The organism is Streptomyces sp. NBC_00503, assembly GCF_036346895.1.
GTDB lineage: Bacteria > Actinomycetota > Actinomycetes > Streptomycetales > Streptomycetaceae > Streptomyces.
Genome location: NZ_CP107855.1, coordinates 2401933 through 2420316 on the forward strand (window position 1 = coordinate 2401933; position 18384 = coordinate 2420316).

General features: G+C 73.1%; 15 protein-coding genes and 1 pseudogene. 12 read left to right on the forward strand and 4 right to left on the reverse strand.

The features are described 5' to 3' along the window. The first annotated feature begins 18 nt into the window (after positions 1 to 18). The 4 genes from OG490_RS11195 to OG490_RS11210 all read left to right on the forward strand — a co-directional run bounded on the left by OG490_RS11195 (position 19) and on the right by OG490_RS11210 (position 2511). Positions 19 to 432: a hypothetical protein gene (locus OG490_RS11195; protein ID WP_330296133.1), complete on the forward strand. Its 414-nt coding sequence runs from the start codon at positions 19 to 21 to the stop codon at positions 430 to 432. Between the two features lie 55 nt (positions 433 to 487). Next, complete coding sequence (locus OG490_RS11200) at positions 488 to 1138, forward strand: DUF3105 domain-containing protein (RefSeq protein ID WP_330296134.1); 651 nt, start codon at positions 488 to 490, stop codon at positions 1136 to 1138. 101 nt (positions 1139 to 1239) lie between these two features. Next, positions 1240 to 1920 carry a DUF305 domain-containing protein gene (locus tag OG490_RS11205; protein ID WP_330300882.1) on the forward strand — a complete coding sequence of 227 codons (681 nt, stop codon included), beginning with the start codon at positions 1240 to 1242 and terminating at the stop codon, positions 1918 to 1920. 171 nt (positions 1921 to 2091) lie between these two features. After that, positions 2092 to 2511 (forward strand): CBS domain-containing protein, encoded by a 420-nt coding sequence (locus tag OG490_RS11210; RefSeq protein ID WP_330296135.1) that lies wholly within the window; start codon positions 2092 to 2094, stop codon positions 2509 to 2511. A gap of 20 nt (positions 2512 to 2531) precedes the next feature. Here the strand turns inward: OG490_RS11210 and OG490_RS11215 are convergent, their stop codons facing one another. Next, positions 2532 to 3401 (reverse strand): alpha/beta fold hydrolase, encoded by an 870-nt coding sequence (locus tag OG490_RS11215; RefSeq protein ID WP_330296136.1) that lies wholly within the window; start codon positions 3399 to 3401, stop codon positions 2532 to 2534. Then, positions 3398 to 4093, reverse strand: a complete 696-nt coding sequence (locus OG490_RS11220; protein WP_330300883.1) for a DUF998 domain-containing protein — start codon at positions 4091 to 4093, stop codon at positions 3398 to 3400. The genes OG490_RS11215 and OG490_RS11220 overlap by 4 nt, the downstream gene beginning before the upstream one ends. 166 nt (positions 4094 to 4259) lie before the next feature. Between OG490_RS11220 and OG490_RS11225 the strand changes: the two genes are divergently transcribed. The 4 genes from OG490_RS11225 (at position 4260) to OG490_RS11240 (ending at position 9778) form a co-directional block, all read left to right on the forward strand. Next, positions 4260 to 4787, forward strand: a complete 528-nt coding sequence (locus tag OG490_RS11225; RefSeq protein ID WP_330296137.1) for a hypothetical protein — start codon at positions 4260 to 4262, stop codon at positions 4785 to 4787. 90 nt (positions 4788 to 4877) lie between these two features. Continuing rightward, positions 4878 to 6545 carry a multicopper oxidase family protein gene (locus OG490_RS11230; protein WP_330296138.1) on the forward strand — a complete coding sequence of 556 codons (1668 nt, stop codon included), beginning with the start codon at positions 4878 to 4880 and terminating at the stop codon, positions 6543 to 6545. A 184-nt stretch (positions 6546 to 6729) separates the two neighbouring features. Continuing rightward, positions 6730 to 7965 carry a DUF4352 domain-containing protein gene (locus OG490_RS11235; RefSeq protein ID WP_330296139.1) on the forward strand — a complete coding sequence of 412 codons (1236 nt, stop codon included), beginning with the start codon at positions 6730 to 6732 and terminating at the stop codon, positions 7963 to 7965. A 58-nt stretch (positions 7966 to 8023) separates the two neighbouring features. Beyond that, positions 8024 to 9778 (forward strand): NAD+ synthase, encoded by a 1755-nt coding sequence (locus tag OG490_RS11240; protein WP_330296140.1) that lies wholly within the window; start codon positions 8024 to 8026, stop codon positions 9776 to 9778. A 32-nt stretch (positions 9779 to 9810) separates the two neighbouring features. On the opposite strand, the pseudogene OG490_RS11245 reads toward OG490_RS11240, so the two are convergent. Next, a pseudogene (locus OG490_RS11245) lies at positions 9811 to 10756 on the reverse strand (endonuclease/exonuclease/phosphatase family protein); the annotation flags it as partial. Positions 10757 to 11181: 425 nt separating this feature from the next. Between OG490_RS11245 and panB the strand changes: the two are divergent. The 3 genes from panB (at position 11182) to OG490_RS11260 (ending at position 14023) form a co-directional block, all read left to right on the forward strand. Then, positions 11182 to 12042, forward strand: coding sequence for a 3-methyl-2-oxobutanoate hydroxymethyltransferase (panB, locus tag OG490_RS11250; protein ID WP_330296142.1), 861 nt, complete (start codon positions 11182 to 11184; stop codon positions 12040 to 12042). Positions 12043 to 12140: 98 nt separating this feature from the next. Beyond that, the gene (locus OG490_RS11255) at positions 12141 to 13175 is read left to right on the forward strand and encodes an ATP-binding cassette domain-containing protein (protein ID WP_330296143.1); all 1035 of its coding nucleotides are present in this window, start codon (positions 12141 to 12143) and stop codon (positions 13173 to 13175) included. Continuing rightward, positions 13172 to 14023 (forward strand): ABC transporter permease, encoded by an 852-nt coding sequence (locus OG490_RS11260; RefSeq protein WP_330296144.1) that lies wholly within the window; start codon positions 13172 to 13174, stop codon positions 14021 to 14023. Before OG490_RS11255 ends, OG490_RS11260 begins: the two co-directional genes overlap by 4 nt. 57 nt (positions 14024 to 14080) lie before the next feature. Here the strand turns inward: OG490_RS11260 and OG490_RS11265 are convergent, their stop codons facing one another. After that, positions 14081 to 17503 (reverse strand): AfsR/SARP family transcriptional regulator, encoded by a 3423-nt coding sequence (locus OG490_RS11265; RefSeq protein WP_330296145.1) that lies wholly within the window; start codon positions 17501 to 17503, stop codon positions 14081 to 14083. A 60-nt stretch (positions 17504 to 17563) separates the two neighbouring features. On the opposite strand from OG490_RS11265, the gene OG490_RS11270 reads away from it, so the two are divergent. After that, entirely contained in the window at positions 17564 to 18376 is an 813-nt protein-coding gene (locus OG490_RS11270; protein WP_330296146.1) for a site-2 protease family protein, read from the forward strand. The last annotated feature ends 8 nt before the right edge of the window (positions 18377 to 18384 follow it).

The window sequence follows — 18384 nt, forward strand, 5'->3', positions numbered from 1 at the left end:
GCATTACCATCTGCGCCCATGGGGGGCCGGAAGCACGGGGAGCGGGGACGTCAGCGACGTCCGCTGCCCCGGCGCGCCGTCCTCCTGATGGCCTTCGGGATGCTGGCCGGCGCGGTGTTCCTGTGCGCGCGGCCCGCCGCCGGTACGGGGCACGCCGGGTACGCCGGGTACGCAGCCACGGGGCATGCAGCCGCCGCTCACCCGCCGGGCGCCGCGCAGCGCGTCTTCTGCGTGTCGCCGCACGACCTGCCCGGCTGTTCCCCGCTCTCGCACGTGACCCCGGGCGTGCTGCCCCCGCCGCCGCCCGCCGTGGCGATGGCGGGCGGCGCGGCCGCGGCCGCCGCACGGGGCTCCGGCGAGGGGCGGGTCCGGCCGCCCTCGGCGCTCGCGCGCGGCCCCGACCTGCATGTGCTCCAGGTGCTGCGGACCTGACGGGTCCGGCTCCGGCGAATCACTCCACCCCCCTCAGCAGAAGGAACCAGGGCACATGGCCAGCAACAGGACCGACAACCACTCCCGCCAGGCGCGCATAGCCGAGATGCGCCGCGCCGACAGGGCGAACGACCGGCGCAACAAGGCCATCGCGATCACCGTCTCGGCGGCCGTCGTCACCAGCCTGATCGGCTTCGGCGCGTGGGTGATGATCGACCAGCAGAACAAGAAGGACGCGAAGGTGGCGGCCGCCAAGGCTCCGGTCGACGGCGAGCGGAACTGGGACGTCAAGACGCTGGGCCGCAAGCACGTGGAAACCCCGGTGAAGTACGAGATGAACCCGCCCGTCGGCGGCGACCACAACCCCCGCTGGATGAACTGCAACGGGGACGTCTACAAGAGCCAGCTTCCCGAGGTGAACGCGGTCCACTCGCTCGAGCACGGCGCCGTCTGGGTGACGTACAACGAGAAGGCCGACAAGGCCGACGTCGAGAAGCTCGCCGGGACCGTGGGCAAGACCCCGTACACGCTGATGAGCCCGGACAAGGAGCAGGCCGGCACGATCATGCTCAGCGCGTGGGGCAAGCAGCTGACCGTGGACAAGGCGGACGACCCGCGGGTGGCGCAGTTCTTCACCAAGTACGTGCAGGGCCCGCAGACCCCCGAGCCGGGCGCGGCCTGCACGAACGGGCTGGCCGACAAGTGACCCGCAAGGCGGCCGACACCGGCGACGGTGCGGGCGGCGGTACCGGCCGCGGCTCCACGGCCCGTACGTACTGGGTCGCGGGCTCGGCCGTGGGCCTGGCGCTGCTCTTCGCGGTCGGCGCCACCGTCACCGCCGCGAGCGGGGACGAGGGCGCGGGCGGATCCGCGGGCGGCTCCTCCGCCGGTACGTCCTCCCGTGCCCCGGCGCTCTACTCCGCCGACGCGGGCTTCGCCCGGGACATGTCCGTGCACCACCAGCAGGCGGTGGAGATGTCCTTCATCGTGCGCGACCGCACGAAGGACGAGGCGGTACGCAGCCTCGCGTACGACATAGCCAACACCCAGGCCAACCAGCGCGGCATGATGCTGGGCTGGCTGGACCTGTGGGGGCTGCCGAAGGTGGTGGCCGACGAGCCGCCGATGTCGTGGATGGAGACCGGATCGGGATCCGGGTCCCATGCCGCCATGCCCGGCATGGAGGGCATGGCGGGGCACGACATGGGCGGGGCCGTGACCAAGCCCGGCGCTCTGATGCCCGGCATGGCCACCAAGGAGGAGCTGGCAGCCCTGGGCTCCGCCGAGGGCCGGGACGCCGAGGTGCTCTACCTCCGGCTGATGACCGAGCACCACAAGGGCGGCGTAGCCATGGCGAAGGGGTGCGCCGCGCAGTGCCGGACCCCCGCCGAGCGGGCGCTGGCCGAGGGCATGGTGGCGGCGCAGCAGTCGGAGCTGGCCCTGATGGCCGACATGCTGAAGCAGCGCGGGGCGGAGCCGGTGGGCTGACCGGGCGGGCGCCGGGCCGTGCGGCGGCTGCGCCGGGCGGCCCGGTGTCACCCGTACGGCCCTGCGCCGACCCCGTCGGGTCGCGTGGGCCGAACGGCCGAACGACGATGGGGACGCCGAGGCGGGCGCACCCGCGCCAGGCCGCTACGGCGTGCTCAGGAGGTTTACGCGATGACCACCGCCGGAGAGATCATGCACCCCGGGGCCCAGTGGATCCCCGCCACCGAGACCCTCGACCGGGCGGCTCAGCTCATGGCCCGCCTCAACGTGGGCGCACTGCCCATCAGCGACGTCAACGAACGGCTCTGCGGCATCCTGACCGACCGCGACATCGTCGTCGGCTGTGTGGCCAAGGGGCACGACCCGTCGGTGGTCACGGCGGGCGACATGGCCAAGGGCACCCCGCGCTGGATCGACGCGGGCGCGGACGTCTCCGAGGTGCTCCACGAGATGCAGGGCCACCAGATCCGCCGGCTCCCCGTCATCAAGGACAAGCGGCTGGTCGGCATGATCAGCGAGGCCGATCTGGCCAAGCACCTGTCCGAGGAGCAGATAGCGGGCTGGGCGGAAGCGGTCTACGCCAAGGGCTAGGCCGCCCCAGGCCGCCCTACCTAGGGCGCCCCAGACCCCGTCGACTCCGGTGCGCCGAGGACCGCCCGTGCCACTTGGTGCGGGCGGTCCAGCATGACCAGGTGGCCCGCCGGGTCCGCGACCTCGAAGCGGGCGCCGATCCGGTCGGCCAGCTCCGCCTGACGCGCCAGCCAGGCCAGCGCCGGGCCGCGCGCGGTGCCGTCGTAGCCGGCCAGGACGGTGGCGGGCACGGTCAGCGGGCGCTCCGCGCGCAGCGCCAGTACCTCGGCGGCGACGTCCAAGTAGCGGGAGTTCTCCAGCAGGATTCCGCGCCAGACACGGCCGGTCCGGTAGCAGCGGCGTACGAGATCGGGCGCGGCCGGGTCCGCGCCGCCCGTGCGGGAGCCCCGTACGGCGGCCCGCCGGGCCGACGGCCCCAGCGCGGCGGGCGCTCCCGCGGCGGTCAGGGCCACGCCGAGGACACGCGCGGTGGCGGTCCGCACGGAGGCCGACAGGACGGTACGGGGGCGCTCCTCGATGCTGCTGTCGACCAGTACGACGGCCGCGGTGCGCCCCGGGTAGAGCCGGGCGAAGGCCTCGGCGTGGAAACCGGCGATGGAGTGCCCGGCGAGGGTGACGGGGACCTTGCCCAGTCCCAGCGCGTCCAGCAGCCCGGCGATCCGGTCGGCCTCTCCCCCGGCGCTCGGCGGCCGGGCTGCGGGGGCGCTGAGCCCGTGCCCCGGCCGGTCGAAGCGGATGACGGTGCGGCCGGCGGCGACGAGCAGCTCGGCCACGGAGTCCCAGTCGAACCAGGCCATGGCGAGCCCGGCGCTGAGCACCACGGGCGGACCGCTGCCCTCGACCACGACGTGCAGCGGGACTCCGCCGACGCGCACGAACACCCCGGTCACGTGCGGCGCTCCTGGTGGACGGAGTATGCGAGCAGGCCCAGCCACACGGCCACGAACAGCACCTGGAGCCGCTGCCCCGCGCCGAGGGCCCAGGTGCCGTGCCCGGCGGTGAACATGGCGATGGCGGTCAGGGTCCAGACGGTGGCGACCAGCTCCAGCCCGACGAGCGCGGGGCCGAACCGGGCGAGCGGGGCGAAGCGGCCGTAGCGGCGGGCGGCGAGCGTGAGGGCCACTGTCCCGACGAGCGCACCCGTCATCGCGAGGCTGCTGCTGATGGCATGCGCCTGATGGGTGGCGGGGACCAGTCCGGCGGTCTCCCGGGCCGCGCACACGGGGTCCACGGTCGGCGCGCAGCTGAGCGGCAGCCAGGCGTCGGCGGCGGTGGACGCACCGAAGAGGGTGACTCCGGCCCAGCCGGTGACGGACCAGAAGCGGCGGGATTCGGCGTGCCGCGGGAGGCGGGCCAGGGCCAGGAGGCCGCCGAAGAAGGCGAGGAGGCCCGCGGTGAAGTCGGTGGCCCGGAACAGGCCGCCGAGCGGCTGGTCCTGGGCGGCGAGTTCGCTGACGTACGTCTCGATGGGGTTGAGGCCCGTGGAGAGCACGACTTCGAGGACCCACGCGGTGTAGGCGGCGGCGCCGAGGCCGATGAGCAGGGCTACGGCACGGGCTCCGGCCGTCGGCGCTCCGGGCATCGGCATTCCGGGCCTCTGCGCTCCGGCGGGGGAAGGACTGCTGTTCACGGACTTCCAGGACTTCACGGCTTCAAGAACAGGCCTTTACGGACATAGTCGGACTAATCCTAAACACGGCCGGGCCCGGTCCTACGATCGGATACCCACCCCGGGTAGGGTTCCGCCCATGACGCGCCCTGCCCTGCGTACTGAGCGAGAAGCTGTCCGGTGGACCCGGCTGCTCCTGCTCGCCGCGCTGCTGCTGGGCATCGTGAGCATGCACACGCTGGGCCATCCGACTCAGGCCCACGCCATGGATGACGTACACGTCATGGATGACGTACCGGCCGTCCGCATCGTTCCCGCGGCCGCACACGCCCCCTCCGGATCGGCGCCGGACCACACCACCGCCGCACACTCCGCCACCGGCGTCACCGGCGCCGCCGCACACGCCACGGCCCCGGAACCGGCCGCCGCGGCACTCCCGGAAACGGCCGCCGCCGAAGCCCCGCGCCCCCACACCGGCATGGACCCCATGTCGGTGTGTCTCGCCGTACTCGGCGCGCTCACCCTGCTGATCCTCGGAGCCGGACTGGCCGGCCCGCGCCGTGCCGCGCCGCTCGGGGGCGCGGCCCGTGCGCCGGGCCGGTCGGGCGGTCCGGACCCGCCGCCACCCCGCGAACTCCTCACCCTGCTGGCGGTGCAGCGCGTATAGGCCGGGCCCCGTCGTCGCCCCCGCACGCCTGCGGGGCGGCGGCAGACGGTGCCCACCTGCCCGCGCCACGCCATCACGAGGTGTTCCGCCATGCGTTCCCCCTTCTCACCCGCTCCCTCCCCGACCCCGACCCCGTCCCGCCGCGCCGTGCTCGGCGCCGGCGCGGCCCTCGCCGGGTCCGGGCTGCTCGCCGCCTGTTCGGGCTCCGGTTCCGGCATGGCCGGCATGGACCACGGCTCCGGTTCCGGCTCCGGTTCCATGGACGGCTCCTCACGCGCCACCCCCGGCGGCTACATGGACCCGGCCGGGCCCGAAGTCCGGGCCGCCGAGGCCGCCCGCAAGGCCACCGGCCCGCGCACCGAGGTCCGGCTGACGGCCACCGCCACCCCGCTCGACCTCGGCGGCGGCCGTTCCGTGCGCACCTGGGCGTACGGGGACCGGCTCCCCGGCCAGGAAGTGCGGGTCACCGCGGGCGGCACCCTCGCCCTGACCCTGGCCAACAACCTCCCCGAGGCCACCTCCCTGCACTGGCACGGCCTGGCCCTGCGCAACGACATGGACGGGGTCCCGGGGCTGACCCAGCGGGACATCGCCCCGGGCGGCTCGTTCAGCTACGAGTTCGCCGTCCCGCACCCGGGGACGTACTGGTTCCACCCGCACTCCGGGGTCCAGCAGGACCGTGGGCTGTACGCGCCGCTGATCGTCGAGGACCCCAAGGAGCCCCTCTCCTACGACAAGGAGTGGGTGGTGGTCCTGGACGACTGGCTCGACGGGGTGGACGGCTCCACCCCCGACTCCGTGCTCGCCGAGCTCCGCAAGGGCATGGTCATGGGCTCGGACGGCGGCGGCCACGCGGGCCACGGCTCCATGAGCATGCCCAGCGCCCCGGCCGCCCCCTCGGCCCCGGCCTCCGCAGGCCCGTCCCGCATCCTCATGGGCGGCGACAGCGAGGTCCTCGGCAAGGACGCGGGCGATGTCGCGTACCCGCACTACCTGGTCAACGGCCGCACCCCCGAGGACCCTGCGGTCTTCACCGCCCGCCCCGGCGACCGGATCCGGCTCCGCATCGTCAACGCGGGCGGGGACACCGCCTTCCGGATCGCCCTGGGCGGCCACGAGCTGACGGTCACCCACACCGACGGGTTCCCCGTCCAGCACACCACGGCGCGCTCGCTGCTCCTGGGCATGGGCGAGCGGTACGACGTCCTGGTGACGGCGGGCGACGGGGTGTTCCCACTGACCGCGCTCGCCGAGGGCAAGGGGGAATCGGCCTCGGCGCTCGCGCTGCTGCGCACCGGATCGGGGGCGGCGCCGACCGCCGCGACCCGGCCCGCCGAGCTGTCCGGGCGGCCGCTGACGGCGGACGGGCTCAAGGCCGCCGAGCCGGTGGCGCTCGCCGCGCGCGAGCCGGACCGTACGGTGCGGATCAAGCTGACCGGCGGCATGGCCGCCTACGACTGGGCCTTCGACGGCAAGCCGTACGCGCCGGACCAGCGGCATCCGGTGAAGGCCGGGGAACGGGTCCGGCTGGAGTTCAACAACTCCACAACGATGTGGCACCCGCTCCACCTGCACGGACACACCTTCGCCCTCGGCGGCGGGGCGGGCGGGGCCCGCAAGGACACGGCGGCGATCCTGCCCGGCGGAAAGCTGACGGTGGACTTCGACGCCGACAACCCCGGCCTGTGGATGGTGCATTGCCACAACGTCTACCACTCGGAGGCCGGGATGATGACGGTCCTCGGCTACCAGCGCTAGGCACCGCCCACCCGGTACCGGCCCGGTACCGGGTGGGCGCCGCGCGGGGACCGGGCCCGGCGCCGGTGCCCCGCCGGGCCCCGCGGGCCCGCACCCTGCCGAAATGCCGGGCGCACGGGCGCGCGTCCATGACAGGCTGGTGATCGTCACGCGCCGCTTGCGAACTGAAGGACTTCCCGCCGGTATGAGCACCCCGCCGAACCAGCCCAGCACCCCGTCCGGCCCGCCGACGGAGCCCGCGGGCGTCTCCATACCCGAGGCGGCATCCATACCGGCACCGGCGCAGCCCCTGTCGCTCACCAAGCCCCCGGCCGATGCGGCGGCCCCTGCCGACGCACCTCCGGCCCCTGCGGCCCCCGAGGCCCCGGCCGACAGCCGGCCCGAGGCACCCGCCGAAGCCCCCGCCGAGGCCCCCGCCCCGGCCGCGCCGGCCCAGGCTCCCGCCCAGGCACCCGCCGCCGCTCCGGCCCCGGCCCCGACCCCCTTCGCGCCCGTCAGCCCCGCCCCGCCGACCGCCCCCGCGGCGCCCGCGTACGCAGCCCCGTACGCAGCCCCGTACGGCGCCCCCGGCCCGGGTGCGCCCGGCGGCCCCGGCGCCCCTGCCAACCCCTGGTCCGCGCCCGCCAACGGCGCCTACCCGGCATCGCAGTTCGGCTACCCGGCTCCCCCGCCCCCCGCCAACGGCATGGCCGTCGCGGCCCTGGTCCTCGGCCTGCTCGGCATCGTGGTCGGGCTCATCCCGTTCCTCTTCTGGGCCGGCGCCCTGCTCGGCGCGACCGGCCTCGGACTCGGCATCGCGGCCGTCGTCCGGTCCCGCTCCGGCGCCCCGCGCGGCACGATGGCCGTGGTGGGAACCGTCCTCGGCATCGTCGCCATGGGCGCATCGGTCGGCGGCTACGCCCTCACCCAGGCCCTCGTCGGCAAGCTCGACGAGTCGATCTCCGAGGGTCGCTGGGACGAGGACCCCCTCCCGGTCTACCCCAGCTACCCGGCGAAGCCGACTCCGTCCCCCTCGCCGACCCAGAAGCCCGGCATGACCAGCGCGCTGCCGTTCGGCGAGACCTTCAAGTACCCGAGCGGGGTCGAGGTGAAGCTGTCGGCGCCGAAGAAGTACGTCACCGACAACGAGTACATCAAGGTGGGCAACGCGGTTCAGGTGACCCTCACGATCACCAACAACTCGGCCGAGACCCTCGAAGTCATCTACTCGGTGCCCAACCTCCGCGACGAGCAGGGCCTGGCCGGCAAGATGGTCTTCGACGGGGACATGCCGAAGATGGTCAAGGGCGACATCCTGCCGGGCGCCTCGGCGACGGGAGTCATCGCCTACGAGGTCCCCAAGGGCACCGCGAACCTGACCGCCGACATCACCCCGGGCGGCCGTCTGCCCTCCGTGAAGTACGCCGGTCCGATCGGCTGAACCGGCTGAACCGGCGATGTCCAGGACATCGCGTCAGAAAGACGATTAGAGTGGCTCCGTGCCTCAACTTCGTCTCGCTCTGAATCAGATCGACTCGCATGTCGGCAACATCGCCGCCAACGCCGACTCGGTCGTGCACTGGACCCGGCACTCCGCCGAACAGGGCGCCCACCTGGTGGCGTTCCCGGAGATGATGCTGACCGGGTACCCCGTCGAGGACCTCGCCCTGCGCGGTTCCTTCGTCGAAGCCTCCCGTACGGCGCTGCGCGAACTCGCGGAGCGCCTCGCGGCCGAGGGCTTCGGCGACCTCCCGGTCGTCGTCGGCTACCTCGACCGTACGGAGAAGGCCGCGCCCAGGCTCGGCCGCCCGGCGGGGTCCCCGGAGAACGCGGCGGCCGTCCTGCACGGCGGGAAGGTCGTCCTGCGCTTCGCCAAGCACCACCTCCCCAACTACGGGGTCTTCGACGAGTTCCGCTACTTCGTGCCGGGCGACACCCAGCCGGTCGTCCGGGTGCGCGGGATCGACGTGGCCCTGGCCATCTGCGAGGACCTCTGGCAGGAGGGCGGGCGCGTCCCCGCCACCCGGTCCGCCGGGGCCGGGCTGCTGATCTCGATCAACGCGTCCCCGTACGAGCGCAACAAGGACGACCTGCGCCTCGAACTGGTGCGCAAACGCGCCCAGGAGGCCGGCTGCACCCTCGCCTACCTGGCGATGATCGGCGGCCAGGACGAGCTGGTCTTCGACGGCGACTCGATCGTCGTGGACTCCGCGGGAGAGGTCATCGCGCGCGCCCCGCAGTTCTCCGAGGGCTGCGTGCTCATCGACCTCGACCTCCCCGCCGCCCCGGCCACCCCGGTCGAGGGCACCGTGGACGACGGCCTGCGCATCGACCGCGTGATCCTCTCCGAGGAGCCGGTGGAACCGTACGAGGCGGTCGTGACCGGCGGCTACGCGGAGCGCCTGGACGACGACGAGGAGATCTACGACGCCCTGGTCGTGGGCCTGCGCGCATACGTCCGCAAGAACGGTTTCCACTCGGTCCTGATCGGTCTCTCCGGCGGCATCGACTCGGCGCTCGTGGCCGCCATCGCCTGCGACGCGATCGGCGCGCAGAACGTGTACGGCATCTCGATGCCCTCGAAGTACTCCTCTGACCACTCCAAGGGCGACGCCGCCGACCTGGCCGAGCGGACCGGGCTGCGGTTCCGGACCGTGCCGATCGAGCCGATGTTCGACGCCTACATGGGATCGCTGGGCCTGACCGGGCTCGCCGAGGAGAACCTCCAGTCCCGGCTGCGCGGCACCATGCTGATGGCGGTCTCCAACGAGGAGGGCCACATCGTGCTGGCCCCGGGCAACAAGTCGGAGCTGGCCGTCGGCTACTCCACCCTGTACGGCGACTCGGTGGGCGCGTACGGCCCGATCAAGGACGTCTACAAGACGGACGTCTTCCGGCTGGCGGAGTACCGCAACCGGGCGGCGGCCGAGCGCGGCGAGACCCCGCCGATCCCGGAGAACTCCATCGTGAAGCCGCCGAGCGCCGAGCTGCGCCCGGGGCAGGTGGACACGGACTCGCTGCCGGACTACCCGGTCCTGGACGGGATCCTGGAGCTGTACGTGGACCGCGACCAGGGCCTGGAGGCGATCGTCGCGGCCGGCTACGACCGCGAGCTGGTCGCCAGGACCCTGCGGATGGTGGACACCGCCGAGTACAAGCGCCGGCAGTACCCGCCGGGCACGAAGATCTCCGCGAAGGGCTTCGGCAAGGACCGCCGGCTGCCCATCACGAACGGCTGGCGCGAGCAGGCGTAGCCCCGGCCCTACGGGGCTACGGGCCTACGGGCCTACGGCTTGACCGTGACCCGGGCGGCGATCGGAAGGTGGTCGCTGCCCGTGCGGGGCAGCGTCCAGGAGGCCTCCGGGGTGACCCCGCGGACCAGGATCTGGTCGATGCGGGCCATCGGGAACTGCGCGGGCCAGCTGAAGCCGAAGCCGTCGCCGGACGCGCCCTGGGTGGAACGCAGCTGCGAGGTGACCTCGGACAGGGCCCGGTCGTTGACCGTGCCGTTGAGGTCGCCGAGCAGGATGACCCGCTTGAGCGGTTCCGCGGCGAGCGCGGCGCCCAGGGCGTCGGCGCTGTTGTCGCGCTGGTTGGCGGTGAAACCGGCGTTGAGCTTGACCCGGACCGAGGGCAGGTGCGCGACGAAGGCCGCCACCTCCCCGTTCGGGGTCCGGACGGTGGCGCGCATCGCCCGGGTCCAGCCCATCTTGATGTCGACGGGCTGGCTGGAGACCAGCGGGTACTTGCTCCACAGGCCGACGGTGCCTTCGACCGCGTGGTACTCGTACGTGTCCGCCAGGGCCTTCTCGTAGACGGGGACGGCGCTGCCCTTGAGCTCGGTCAGGGCCAGGACGTCGGCTCCGGACTTGGCGACCGACGCGGCGGTGCCGGCGGGGTCGGGGTTGTCGGCGTCGACGTTGTGGGTGGCGACCGTGAGGTTGCCGCCCGCGCGGGCCTTGTCGGTGACCAGGCCGCCGAAGAGGTTCACCCAGACGGCGGCGGTCAGCAGTATCGCGATGAGGGCGGTCGCGGACCTGCGGAAGACCGCGGCGGCGAAGAGGACGGGGACGGCCAGGCCGAGCCAGGGCAGGAAGGTCTCGGTGAGGCTGCCGAGGTTGCCGATGTCGTTGGGCAGCTCGGCGTGGAAGAGCATGACGAGGCAGAGCAGCACCGCGAGGGCCGCCAGCACGATGCCGCGGCGCCAGATGCCGCGGTCGCCCCGCAGATCGGCCAGCCGGCGCGGGAAGCCGGTGCGGGAGGGCTCGGGCTCCGAGCCGTCGCTCCCCATCTCCGTCTTGTACGCCTGTGCCATGCCACTGCCCTCGCTGCCGTGCTCGCGCTCCGTCCCCGCCTCTTGACCCTAGGCGATATGCGGAGCGTTCCGTGCCGATTGTCTCGGCCGTACGTCCGGGAGGACGAACGGGCGAGCGGCCTGGGTTCCGCTTGTCACGAAACGCGCACATTGGCCGGTACGGACCGGGCGGGCACCGGGCGCGGGCCCGGAGCGGGCCTCGGGCGGGTCTGGAGTGTGACGAACGGCGGACGAACCGGGCTTCGTGGCACTTCCCCGCCGGGCCGGACGAGTGCCACCATGGTGGGTGAGTCCGGGGACGCCGTAAGGGTGCCTCGAGATGAACATCAAGGAGCAGTTGCAATGACGCATGCCGTTTCGCCTGCCCGCGAAGCCGCCTCCGCCACGCTGTACGGAGGCACGGGCACCCGGCGCATCACCGTCCGCGACCTCACCCTCGCCAAGGAACGCGGCGAGAAGTGGCCCATGCTCACCGCCTACGACGCGATGACCGCGTCCGTGTTCGACGAGGCCGGCATCCCGGTCATGCTCGTCGGCGACTCCATGGGCAACTGTCACCTCGGCTACGAGACCACCGTCCCGGTCACGATGGACGAGATGACCATCCTTTCGGCGGCCGTCGTACGGGGCACCAGCCGGGCCCTGATCGTCGGTGACCTGCCGTTCGGCTCGTACCAGGAGGGCCCCGTACAGGCCCTGCGCAGTGCCACCCGGCTCGTCAAGGACGCCGGGGTCGGCGCGGTCAAGCTGGAGGGCGGCGAGCGCTCGCTGGCCCAGACGGAGCTGATCGTCCAGTCCGGCATCCCGGTCATGTCCCACCTGGGCCTGACCCCGCAGTCCGTGAACGCCATGGGCTACCGGGTCCAGGGCCGCGGCGACGAGGCCGCGCACCAGCTGCTGCGCGACGCGAAGGCGGCGCAGGACGCGGGTGCCTTCGCGGTGGTGCTGGAGCTGGTCCCGGCCGAGCTGGCCGCCGAGGTCACCCGGTCCCTGCACATCCCGACGGTCGGCATCGGCGCGGGCTCGGAGTGCGACGCCCAGGTGCTGGTGTGGACGGACATGATGGGGCTGACCAGCGGAAAGCTGCCGCGCTTCGTCAAGCAGTACGCGAACATCCGCCAGACCATGGGCGACGCGGCGAAGGCCTTCGCCGAGGACGTGGTCGGCGGAACGTTCCCGCAGGCGGAGCACGCCTTCCACTAGTGGGACAGTCCGACCGACGGCCCGCCGACACCCCTGTCGGCGGGCCGTCGGTCGCCTGTCGGTTGCCTGTCGGTGCTTTGTCAGTGACGGGTGGTCCCATGGTGGACATGACGCGAAACGACAACATTCCCCCGAACGGCTCGCACGCCGTACAGGTGCGGGGGCTGGTCAAGCACTACGGCGAGACCAAAGCCCTCGACGGTGTGGACCTCGATGTCCGCGAGGGCACCGTCCACGGGGTGCTCGGCCCCAACGGCGCCGGCAAGACCACCCTGGTGCGCTGCCTGTCCACCCTCGAGGTCCCCGACTCCGGAACGGCCTTCGTCGCCGGGTACGACGTGGTCCGCCAGCCCCGGCAGCTGCGCCGCACCATAGGTCTGACCGGCCAGTACGCCTCGGTCGACGAGAAGCTCTCCGGCCGGGAGAACCTCTACATGATCGGCCGGCTGCTGGACCTGTCCCGCAAGGACGCCAAGGCCCGCGCCGACGAGCTGCTGGAGCGGTTCTCCCTCACGGAGGCCGCGAAGAAGGCGGCCATGCACTACTCCGGCGGCATGCGCCGCCGGCTCGACCTGGCCGCCTCGATGATCGGCAGCCCGGCCGTGCTCTACCTGGACGAGCCGACCACCGGTCTGGACCCCCGTACCCGCAACGAGGTCTGGGACGAGGTGCAGCGGATGGTCGCCGAGGGGGCCACCGTCCTGCTCACCACCCAGTACATGGAGGAGGCCGAGCAGCTCGCCAGCGAGCTGACGGTCGTCGACCGCGGCAAGGTCATCGCCAACGGCAAGGTCGACGAGCTGAAGGCGCAGGTCGGCGGCCGCACGCTGAAGATCCGCCCCGTCTCCTCCGCCGATCTGCCGGGCATGGCCCGCTCCCTCGCCGAGGCCGGGCTCGACGGGATCGCCGGCACCCAGGCCGTACCCGACGAGGGCGTCCTGCTGGTCCCGATCCTCAGCGACGAGCAGCTCACCGCGGTGGTAGGCCTGCTGGCCGCCCGCGGCTACCCGATCGCGGACCTCGGCACCTACCTGCCCAGCCTCGACGAGGTGTTCCTGGCCATCACCGGCCAGAAGCCCTCCGCGACCGAAGACCGTATCCCCACCGAGCAGACCGAGGAGGTCGCGGCATGAGCACCGTAACCACGACGAAGCCCAGCGCCCCCGCGCCCTCCAGGGCGCAGCGCACCGTTCCGGACGGCGAGGGCCGGATCGGCCTGCGGGCCAACCTGCGGCACATCGGCGCCCTGGTGCGCCGCAACGCCCTGCAGATCAAGCAGGACCCCGAGTCGATGTTCGACGTCCTGTTCATGCCGATCATCTTCACGCTGCTGTTCGTGTTCGTCTTCGGCGGCGCGATCTCCGGCAAGGGCAACCAGGCGGAGTACGTCAACTACGTGGTGCCCGGCCTGATGGCCATGATGGGCATGAACATCGCGATGGGCGTCGGCACCGGCGTCAACGACGACTTCAAGAAGGGCGTGATGGACCGCTTCCGGTCCATGCCGATCGCCCGGTCGTCCGTGCTCATCGCGAAGATCGTGGTCGAGATCGGCCGCATGATGGTCGCCATCGCGATCCTGCTCACCGTGGGCTTCATCCTCGGCCTGTCGATCAAGACCTCGGTCCTGGACCTGTTCCTGTCCATCGGCCTGGCGGCGGTCTTCGGCGCCTCGCTGATGTGGATCTTCATCCTGCTCGGTCTGACCATGAAGACCGCGCAGGCCGTCCAGGGCATGGCGATGCTGGTCCTGATGCCGCTGCAGTTCGGCAGCTCGATCTTCGCCCCGCCGTCCACGATGCCCGGCTGGCTGCAGTCCTTCACGGACTACAACCCGCTGTCCAACCTGGCCGACGCGGCCCGCGGGCTGATCAACGGCGGCCCGGTCGGCCACTCCGTCCTGATGACCCTGGGCTGGTCGGTGGCGATCACCGCGGTCACCATGCCGCTGGCCATCCGCAAGTTCCGCCAGAAGACCTGATCCGGGCGGTCCGTGCGGATCGCGTCCCGGACGGGCCGTGAGAACAGAGGGACCGGATCAGACGAGGGCGGCGGCCTCCTCCATCGCGAGGCGGCCGCCTTCGGCGTACGCGGACTCGTACGCGGCTTCGCCCAGCGCGGCCCGCACCCGCCCCGTGGCCCGGGCGGCGCACTCGCGTTCCATCCTGACGGGCACGTGGGCCGTCGGCAGATGGGCCCGGTAGGCCCCGAGCAGCACCGCCGCCGTCCGGGCGTGCTCCTCGCCGCCCAGACCGGCGTGCGCGTCGGCCCCCGTCATCAGGTACACGGCCCGCATCTGGGGAGCGACCATGGCGGCGAGCGGATCCTCCACCGCCTCCAGCGCCTTGCGGGCCTGGGCCAGGGCGTCCTCGTACCGGCCCTCCTCGATGTCCAGCCAGGCCAGGATGCCCATCAGGAAGGCGTCGAAGAGGGCGTAGGCCCCGAACGCGAAGTCCTCGCGCAGGTTCTGGATCTGGGCGCGGGCCTCGGGGATCCGGCCGGTGAAGCCCAGCCGGGTCGCGAGGAACATCCGGGCGGCGGGCATGGCCTCGTTGCCGTAGCGCTGCGGGGTGTTCAGGATCCCGGTGAGGATCTCCTCGGCCAACGCGCCGTCGCCGTTCTCCAGGAGGGCCCCGGCCATGCGGACCCGCAGGACCGTCACCTGGGCCTTGGCGCCGAGCCGTTCGGCGTGCACGACGGCCGCCCGGTAGTCCTCGGCGGCCAGCGTGTGCTCGCCGCTCTTCTCACGGGCTTCGGCGCGGGCCGAGAGGGCCTCCGCGCAGCCCCAGTCGTCGCCGATCTCCTCGAAGAGGGCCAGGCTCTCCTCGGCGTCCCGGGCGGCGTTGCCGGCCCAGTCGGCGCGGTTGGCGAGGATGTTGGCGCGCAGCTGGAGCGCGGAGGCCAGTTCCCAGGGGTGGCCGAGCCGGCGGGTGGTGGCCACGGTTTCGTCGACCACGCGGCGGAGCAGCTGCGGATCCCCGAAGAGCATGACGGCGTACATCCACAGCCCGCCGGGATTGCGGCAGATCTGCGGCAGGCCGGGGCCGTAGACCTTGATCATGCCTTCGATCCGGAGCCGGATCGAAGGCGCGTACCAGCTCTCGTTGTTCTGGTCGCGGGCGGCGAGCTGGATGAGGCGGACACCGCGCCAGCCCTCGGTGAGGAGCTCCCCGGTGTACGGCGGTGGGCTGTCCACGATCTGTTCGTACACGGGCTCCGCGGGGACGGCGGGCGGCAGGAAGGGGTCCGGGCCGAAGGTGCTCGCCGCGTTGGACCAGTGCCGCATCTCGGTGCGCAGATCGTGCATGTGCCAGTACCAGTACAACGAGTGGATCAGGCAGAGCACTTCGCCCGCGTCGCGCAGGCCGACGGCTCGGCGCAGGGCGGTACGCAGGTTCTCGTACTCGGTGGCGAGCCGCTGGGCGGCGGCCCGCTGGCCGCGACCGCGCAGCTGCGGGTCGGTGGCGCGGGCGAGTTCGCGGTAGTGGACGAGGTGGCGGCGCTCGGTGGCCTCCTGGTCGCCGGCGGCCGCGGCGAGCCGCTCGGCGGCGTACTCGCCGACGGTCTCCAGGAGCCGGTAGCGCATGCCGCTGCCGTCGGGGCCGGGGGCGGCGACGACCAGGGACTTGTCGACGAGGGAGCCGAGGAGGTCCGCGACGTCCAGGTCCCCGTCCTCGGCGCAGACCGCCTCCGCCGCCGTCAGATCACAGCCGCCCGCGAAGACGGACAGGCGGCGCAGGACCGTGCGCTCGGGCTCGTCCAGGAGGTCCCAGGACCAGTCCACCACCGCGCGGAGCGTCTGCTGACGCGGCAGGAGCGTACGGGAACCACTGGTCAGGAGCCGGAAACGGTCGTCCAGACGGTCCGCGATCTGCCGCGGAGTCAGCAGTCGCAACCGGGCCGCCGCCAGCTCGATCGCCAGCGGCAGACCGTCCAGGCGGCGGCAGATCTCCACGGCCGAGGCCGGATCCTCGTCGATGGTGAACCCGGCGCGGGCGGCGGAACCGCGGTCGTCGAGCAGGCGCAGCGCGACGGGGTCGGGCAGCGGTTCCACGGGGCGCAGCATCTCCCCGGGCACGCCGAGGGGTTCGCGGCTGGTCGCGAGGATCTGCACGCCGGGGCAGTGGGTGAGGATCCGCTCGGCGAGGCCCGCGGCGGCCTCGATCACGTGCTCGCAGTTGTCGAGGATCAGCAGCATCCGGCGCCGTGCGCAGTGCTCCGCGAGCCGGTCGAGGGCGCTGTCCCCGGCGCGGTCGGTCAGGACCCGCATCTCCTCGGCGGAGGCACCGCGCAGCTTGGTCTCGCGGGCTCCGAGCGCGGCGAGGCCCGCCTCGGCCACGTCTTCGGCCACGTCTTCGGCGAGGTCCTCGGCAGCCCCGGCGGCCTCCGCGGGGTCGGAGTCGGCGCCCGGACCGGCCGGTCCGGCCGGTCCGTCGATGGGGGCCAGCTCCACGAACCACACCCCGTCGGGCCAGCCGTCCCCGGCATGGGCTTCGGCGGCCTCCTGCGACAGCCTCGTCTTCCCCGCCCCGCCGGGTCCGAGCAGCGTGACGAGCCGGGCCCGCGCGAGATCGGCCCCGATGACCCGGATGTCGTCCTCCCGGCCGACGAAAGTGGTCAGCCGGGCGCGCAGATTGCCCTGCCCGGCCGGTACGGGGCTCCCCGCGACGGGATCCGGGGCTGAGGCCTGGGCCTGGGTGGTCGGGGCCGCCTGGGTGGCCGGGGTCGGCGTCGGGGCCGCAGCAGCGGCCGCCGGGCTCAGCAGGGCCGCGTGCAGGGTGCGCAGGGCCTGGCCCGGGGTGGTGCCCAGCTGGTCCGAGAGGCTGCGCCTGACCTCCTCGAAGGCGGCCAGCGCCTCCGCCGGGCGGCCCGCGTCGCGCAGCGCCCGGATCCGCAGGGCCTGCAACGGCTCGTCCAGCGGCAGCCCGGCACACAGCGCGGTCAGCTCCGGCAGCGCGGCCTCCGCCTCGCCCAGCGCCAGGGCCGCGCCCAGCCGGCCCCGGCGCGCGTCCAGCCGTAGCGCCTCCCAGCGGGCGGCCTCCGCCGTCCGGTCGGGGAGGTCGTGCAGGGCCTCGCCGCGCCACAGCGCGAGGGCCTCGTCGTACAGGGCGGCCGCTTCGGCCGGATCGTCGGCCGAGGCCGCCTGCCGCGCGAGCCGCTCGAAGCGGTAGAGGTCCACGTCCTCGCGGGCGGCGACGAGCAGGTAGCCGTCCTCCCCCGACCGCACGTGCTCGTGTCCCAGCGCCCGCCGCAGCCGGCCCACCAGCGCCTGGAGCGCGGCCACCGCATCGGCCGGCGGGTCCCCGTCCCACACCTCGGCGACGAGGGAGGCCGCGGGCACCGCCCGACCCGGCCTCAGCGCGAGCGCGGTCAGGAGCGCGCGCAGCCGCGCTCCGCCGACGGGGAGCGTGCTCCCGTCGTCGCGGATGGCCTGGGTGGTGCCGAGGATCGCGTAGCGCACCGGCCCATTGTCCCTGCCCCCGGGGCCCCTCCTGCTCCGTCCACGGGATAGGTTCGCCGCATGGGTCACCTGGGGAGCGTCAACCGTAGTCACGACCGCAGCGAGCGGCGGATCAGTCCCGTCTTCATCGGCATCTTCGCCGTCATGGCGGTGACCGGATGGGCGGTGTGGACGGGGTACTCGACCAGCACCGGGCTGGCGGTGTTCCTCTTCGTCACGGCGGCGTGGATCGTCTCCCTCTGCCTGCACGAGTACGCGCACGCCCGTACCGCCCTGCACAGCGGGGACCTCAGCGTCGGCGCCAAGGGCTATCTGACCCTGAACCCCCTCAAGTACACGCACGCGCTGCTCAGCATCGTCCTGCCGGTGCTCTTCGTGATCATGGGCGGCCTGGGCCTGCCCGGCGGCGCGGTGTACATCGAGCGCGACCGGATCGAGGGCCGCTGGCGGCACAGCCTCATCTCGGCGGCGGGCCCGCTGACGAACGTGGCCTTCGCGGTCGTCTGCACGGCCCCGTTCTGGCTGGACGCCCTGGACGGTGTCCCGATGGCGTTCCGCTTCGCGCTCGCCTTCCTCGCCCTGCTCCAGGTCTCGGCGGCGATCCTGAACTTCCTGCCCGTTCCCGGCCTCGACGGCTACGGCATCATCGAGCCCTGGCTCTCCCACCGCGTACGCCGCGAGGTGGCCCCGCTGGCCCCGTTCGGACTGCTGGCCGTCTTCGCGCTGCTGTGGATCCCGGAGGTCAACGCGTACTTCTTCGGCGTGGTGGACGGGCTGCTGTCCGCGCTGGGCGTGAGCGACCTGGAGAGCTACTGCGGCCGCGACCTCTACCGGTTCTGGCAGGACGCCAACGGCTTCTGCACGGCCTCGTAGAGCGAAGC

Bases quoted from the DNA above. Each gene is read 5' to 3' on its own strand.
- panB (WP_330296142.1), top strand. From the start codon at position 11,182: ATGACGCATGCCGTTTCGCCTGCCCGCGAAGCCGCCTCCGCCACGCTG.
- OG490_RS11210 (WP_330296135.1), top strand. From the start codon at position 2,092: ATGACCACCGCCGGAGAGATCATGCACCCCGGGGCCCAGTGGATCCCC.
- OG490_RS11220 (WP_330300883.1), bottom strand. From the start codon at position 4,093: ATGCCCGGAGCGCCGACGGCCGGAGCCCGTGCCGTAGCCCTGCTCATC.
- OG490_RS11270 (WP_330296146.1), top strand. From the start codon at position 17,564: ATGGGTCACCTGGGGAGCGTCAACCGTAGTCACGACCGCAGCGAGCGG.
- OG490_RS11225 (WP_330296137.1), top strand. From the start codon at position 4,260: ATGACGCGCCCTGCCCTGCGTACTGAGCGAGAAGCTGTCCGGTGGACC.
- OG490_RS11200 (WP_330296134.1), top strand. From the start codon at position 488: ATGGCCAGCAACAGGACCGACAACCACTCCCGCCAGGCGCGCATAGCC.
- OG490_RS11255 (WP_330296143.1), top strand. From the start codon at position 12,141: ATGGTGGACATGACGCGAAACGACAACATTCCCCCGAACGGCTCGCAC.
- OG490_RS11195 (WP_330296133.1), top strand. From the start codon at position 19: ATGGGGGGCCGGAAGCACGGGGAGCGGGGACGTCAGCGACGTCCGCTG.
- OG490_RS11230 (WP_330296138.1), top strand. From the start codon at position 4,878: ATGCGTTCCCCCTTCTCACCCGCTCCCTCCCCGACCCCGACCCCGTCC.
- OG490_RS11260 (WP_330296144.1), top strand. From the start codon at position 13,172: ATGAGCACCGTAACCACGACGAAGCCCAGCGCCCCCGCGCCCTCCAGG.
- OG490_RS11235 (WP_330296139.1), top strand. From the start codon at position 6,730: ATGAGCACCCCGCCGAACCAGCCCAGCACCCCGTCCGGCCCGCCGACG.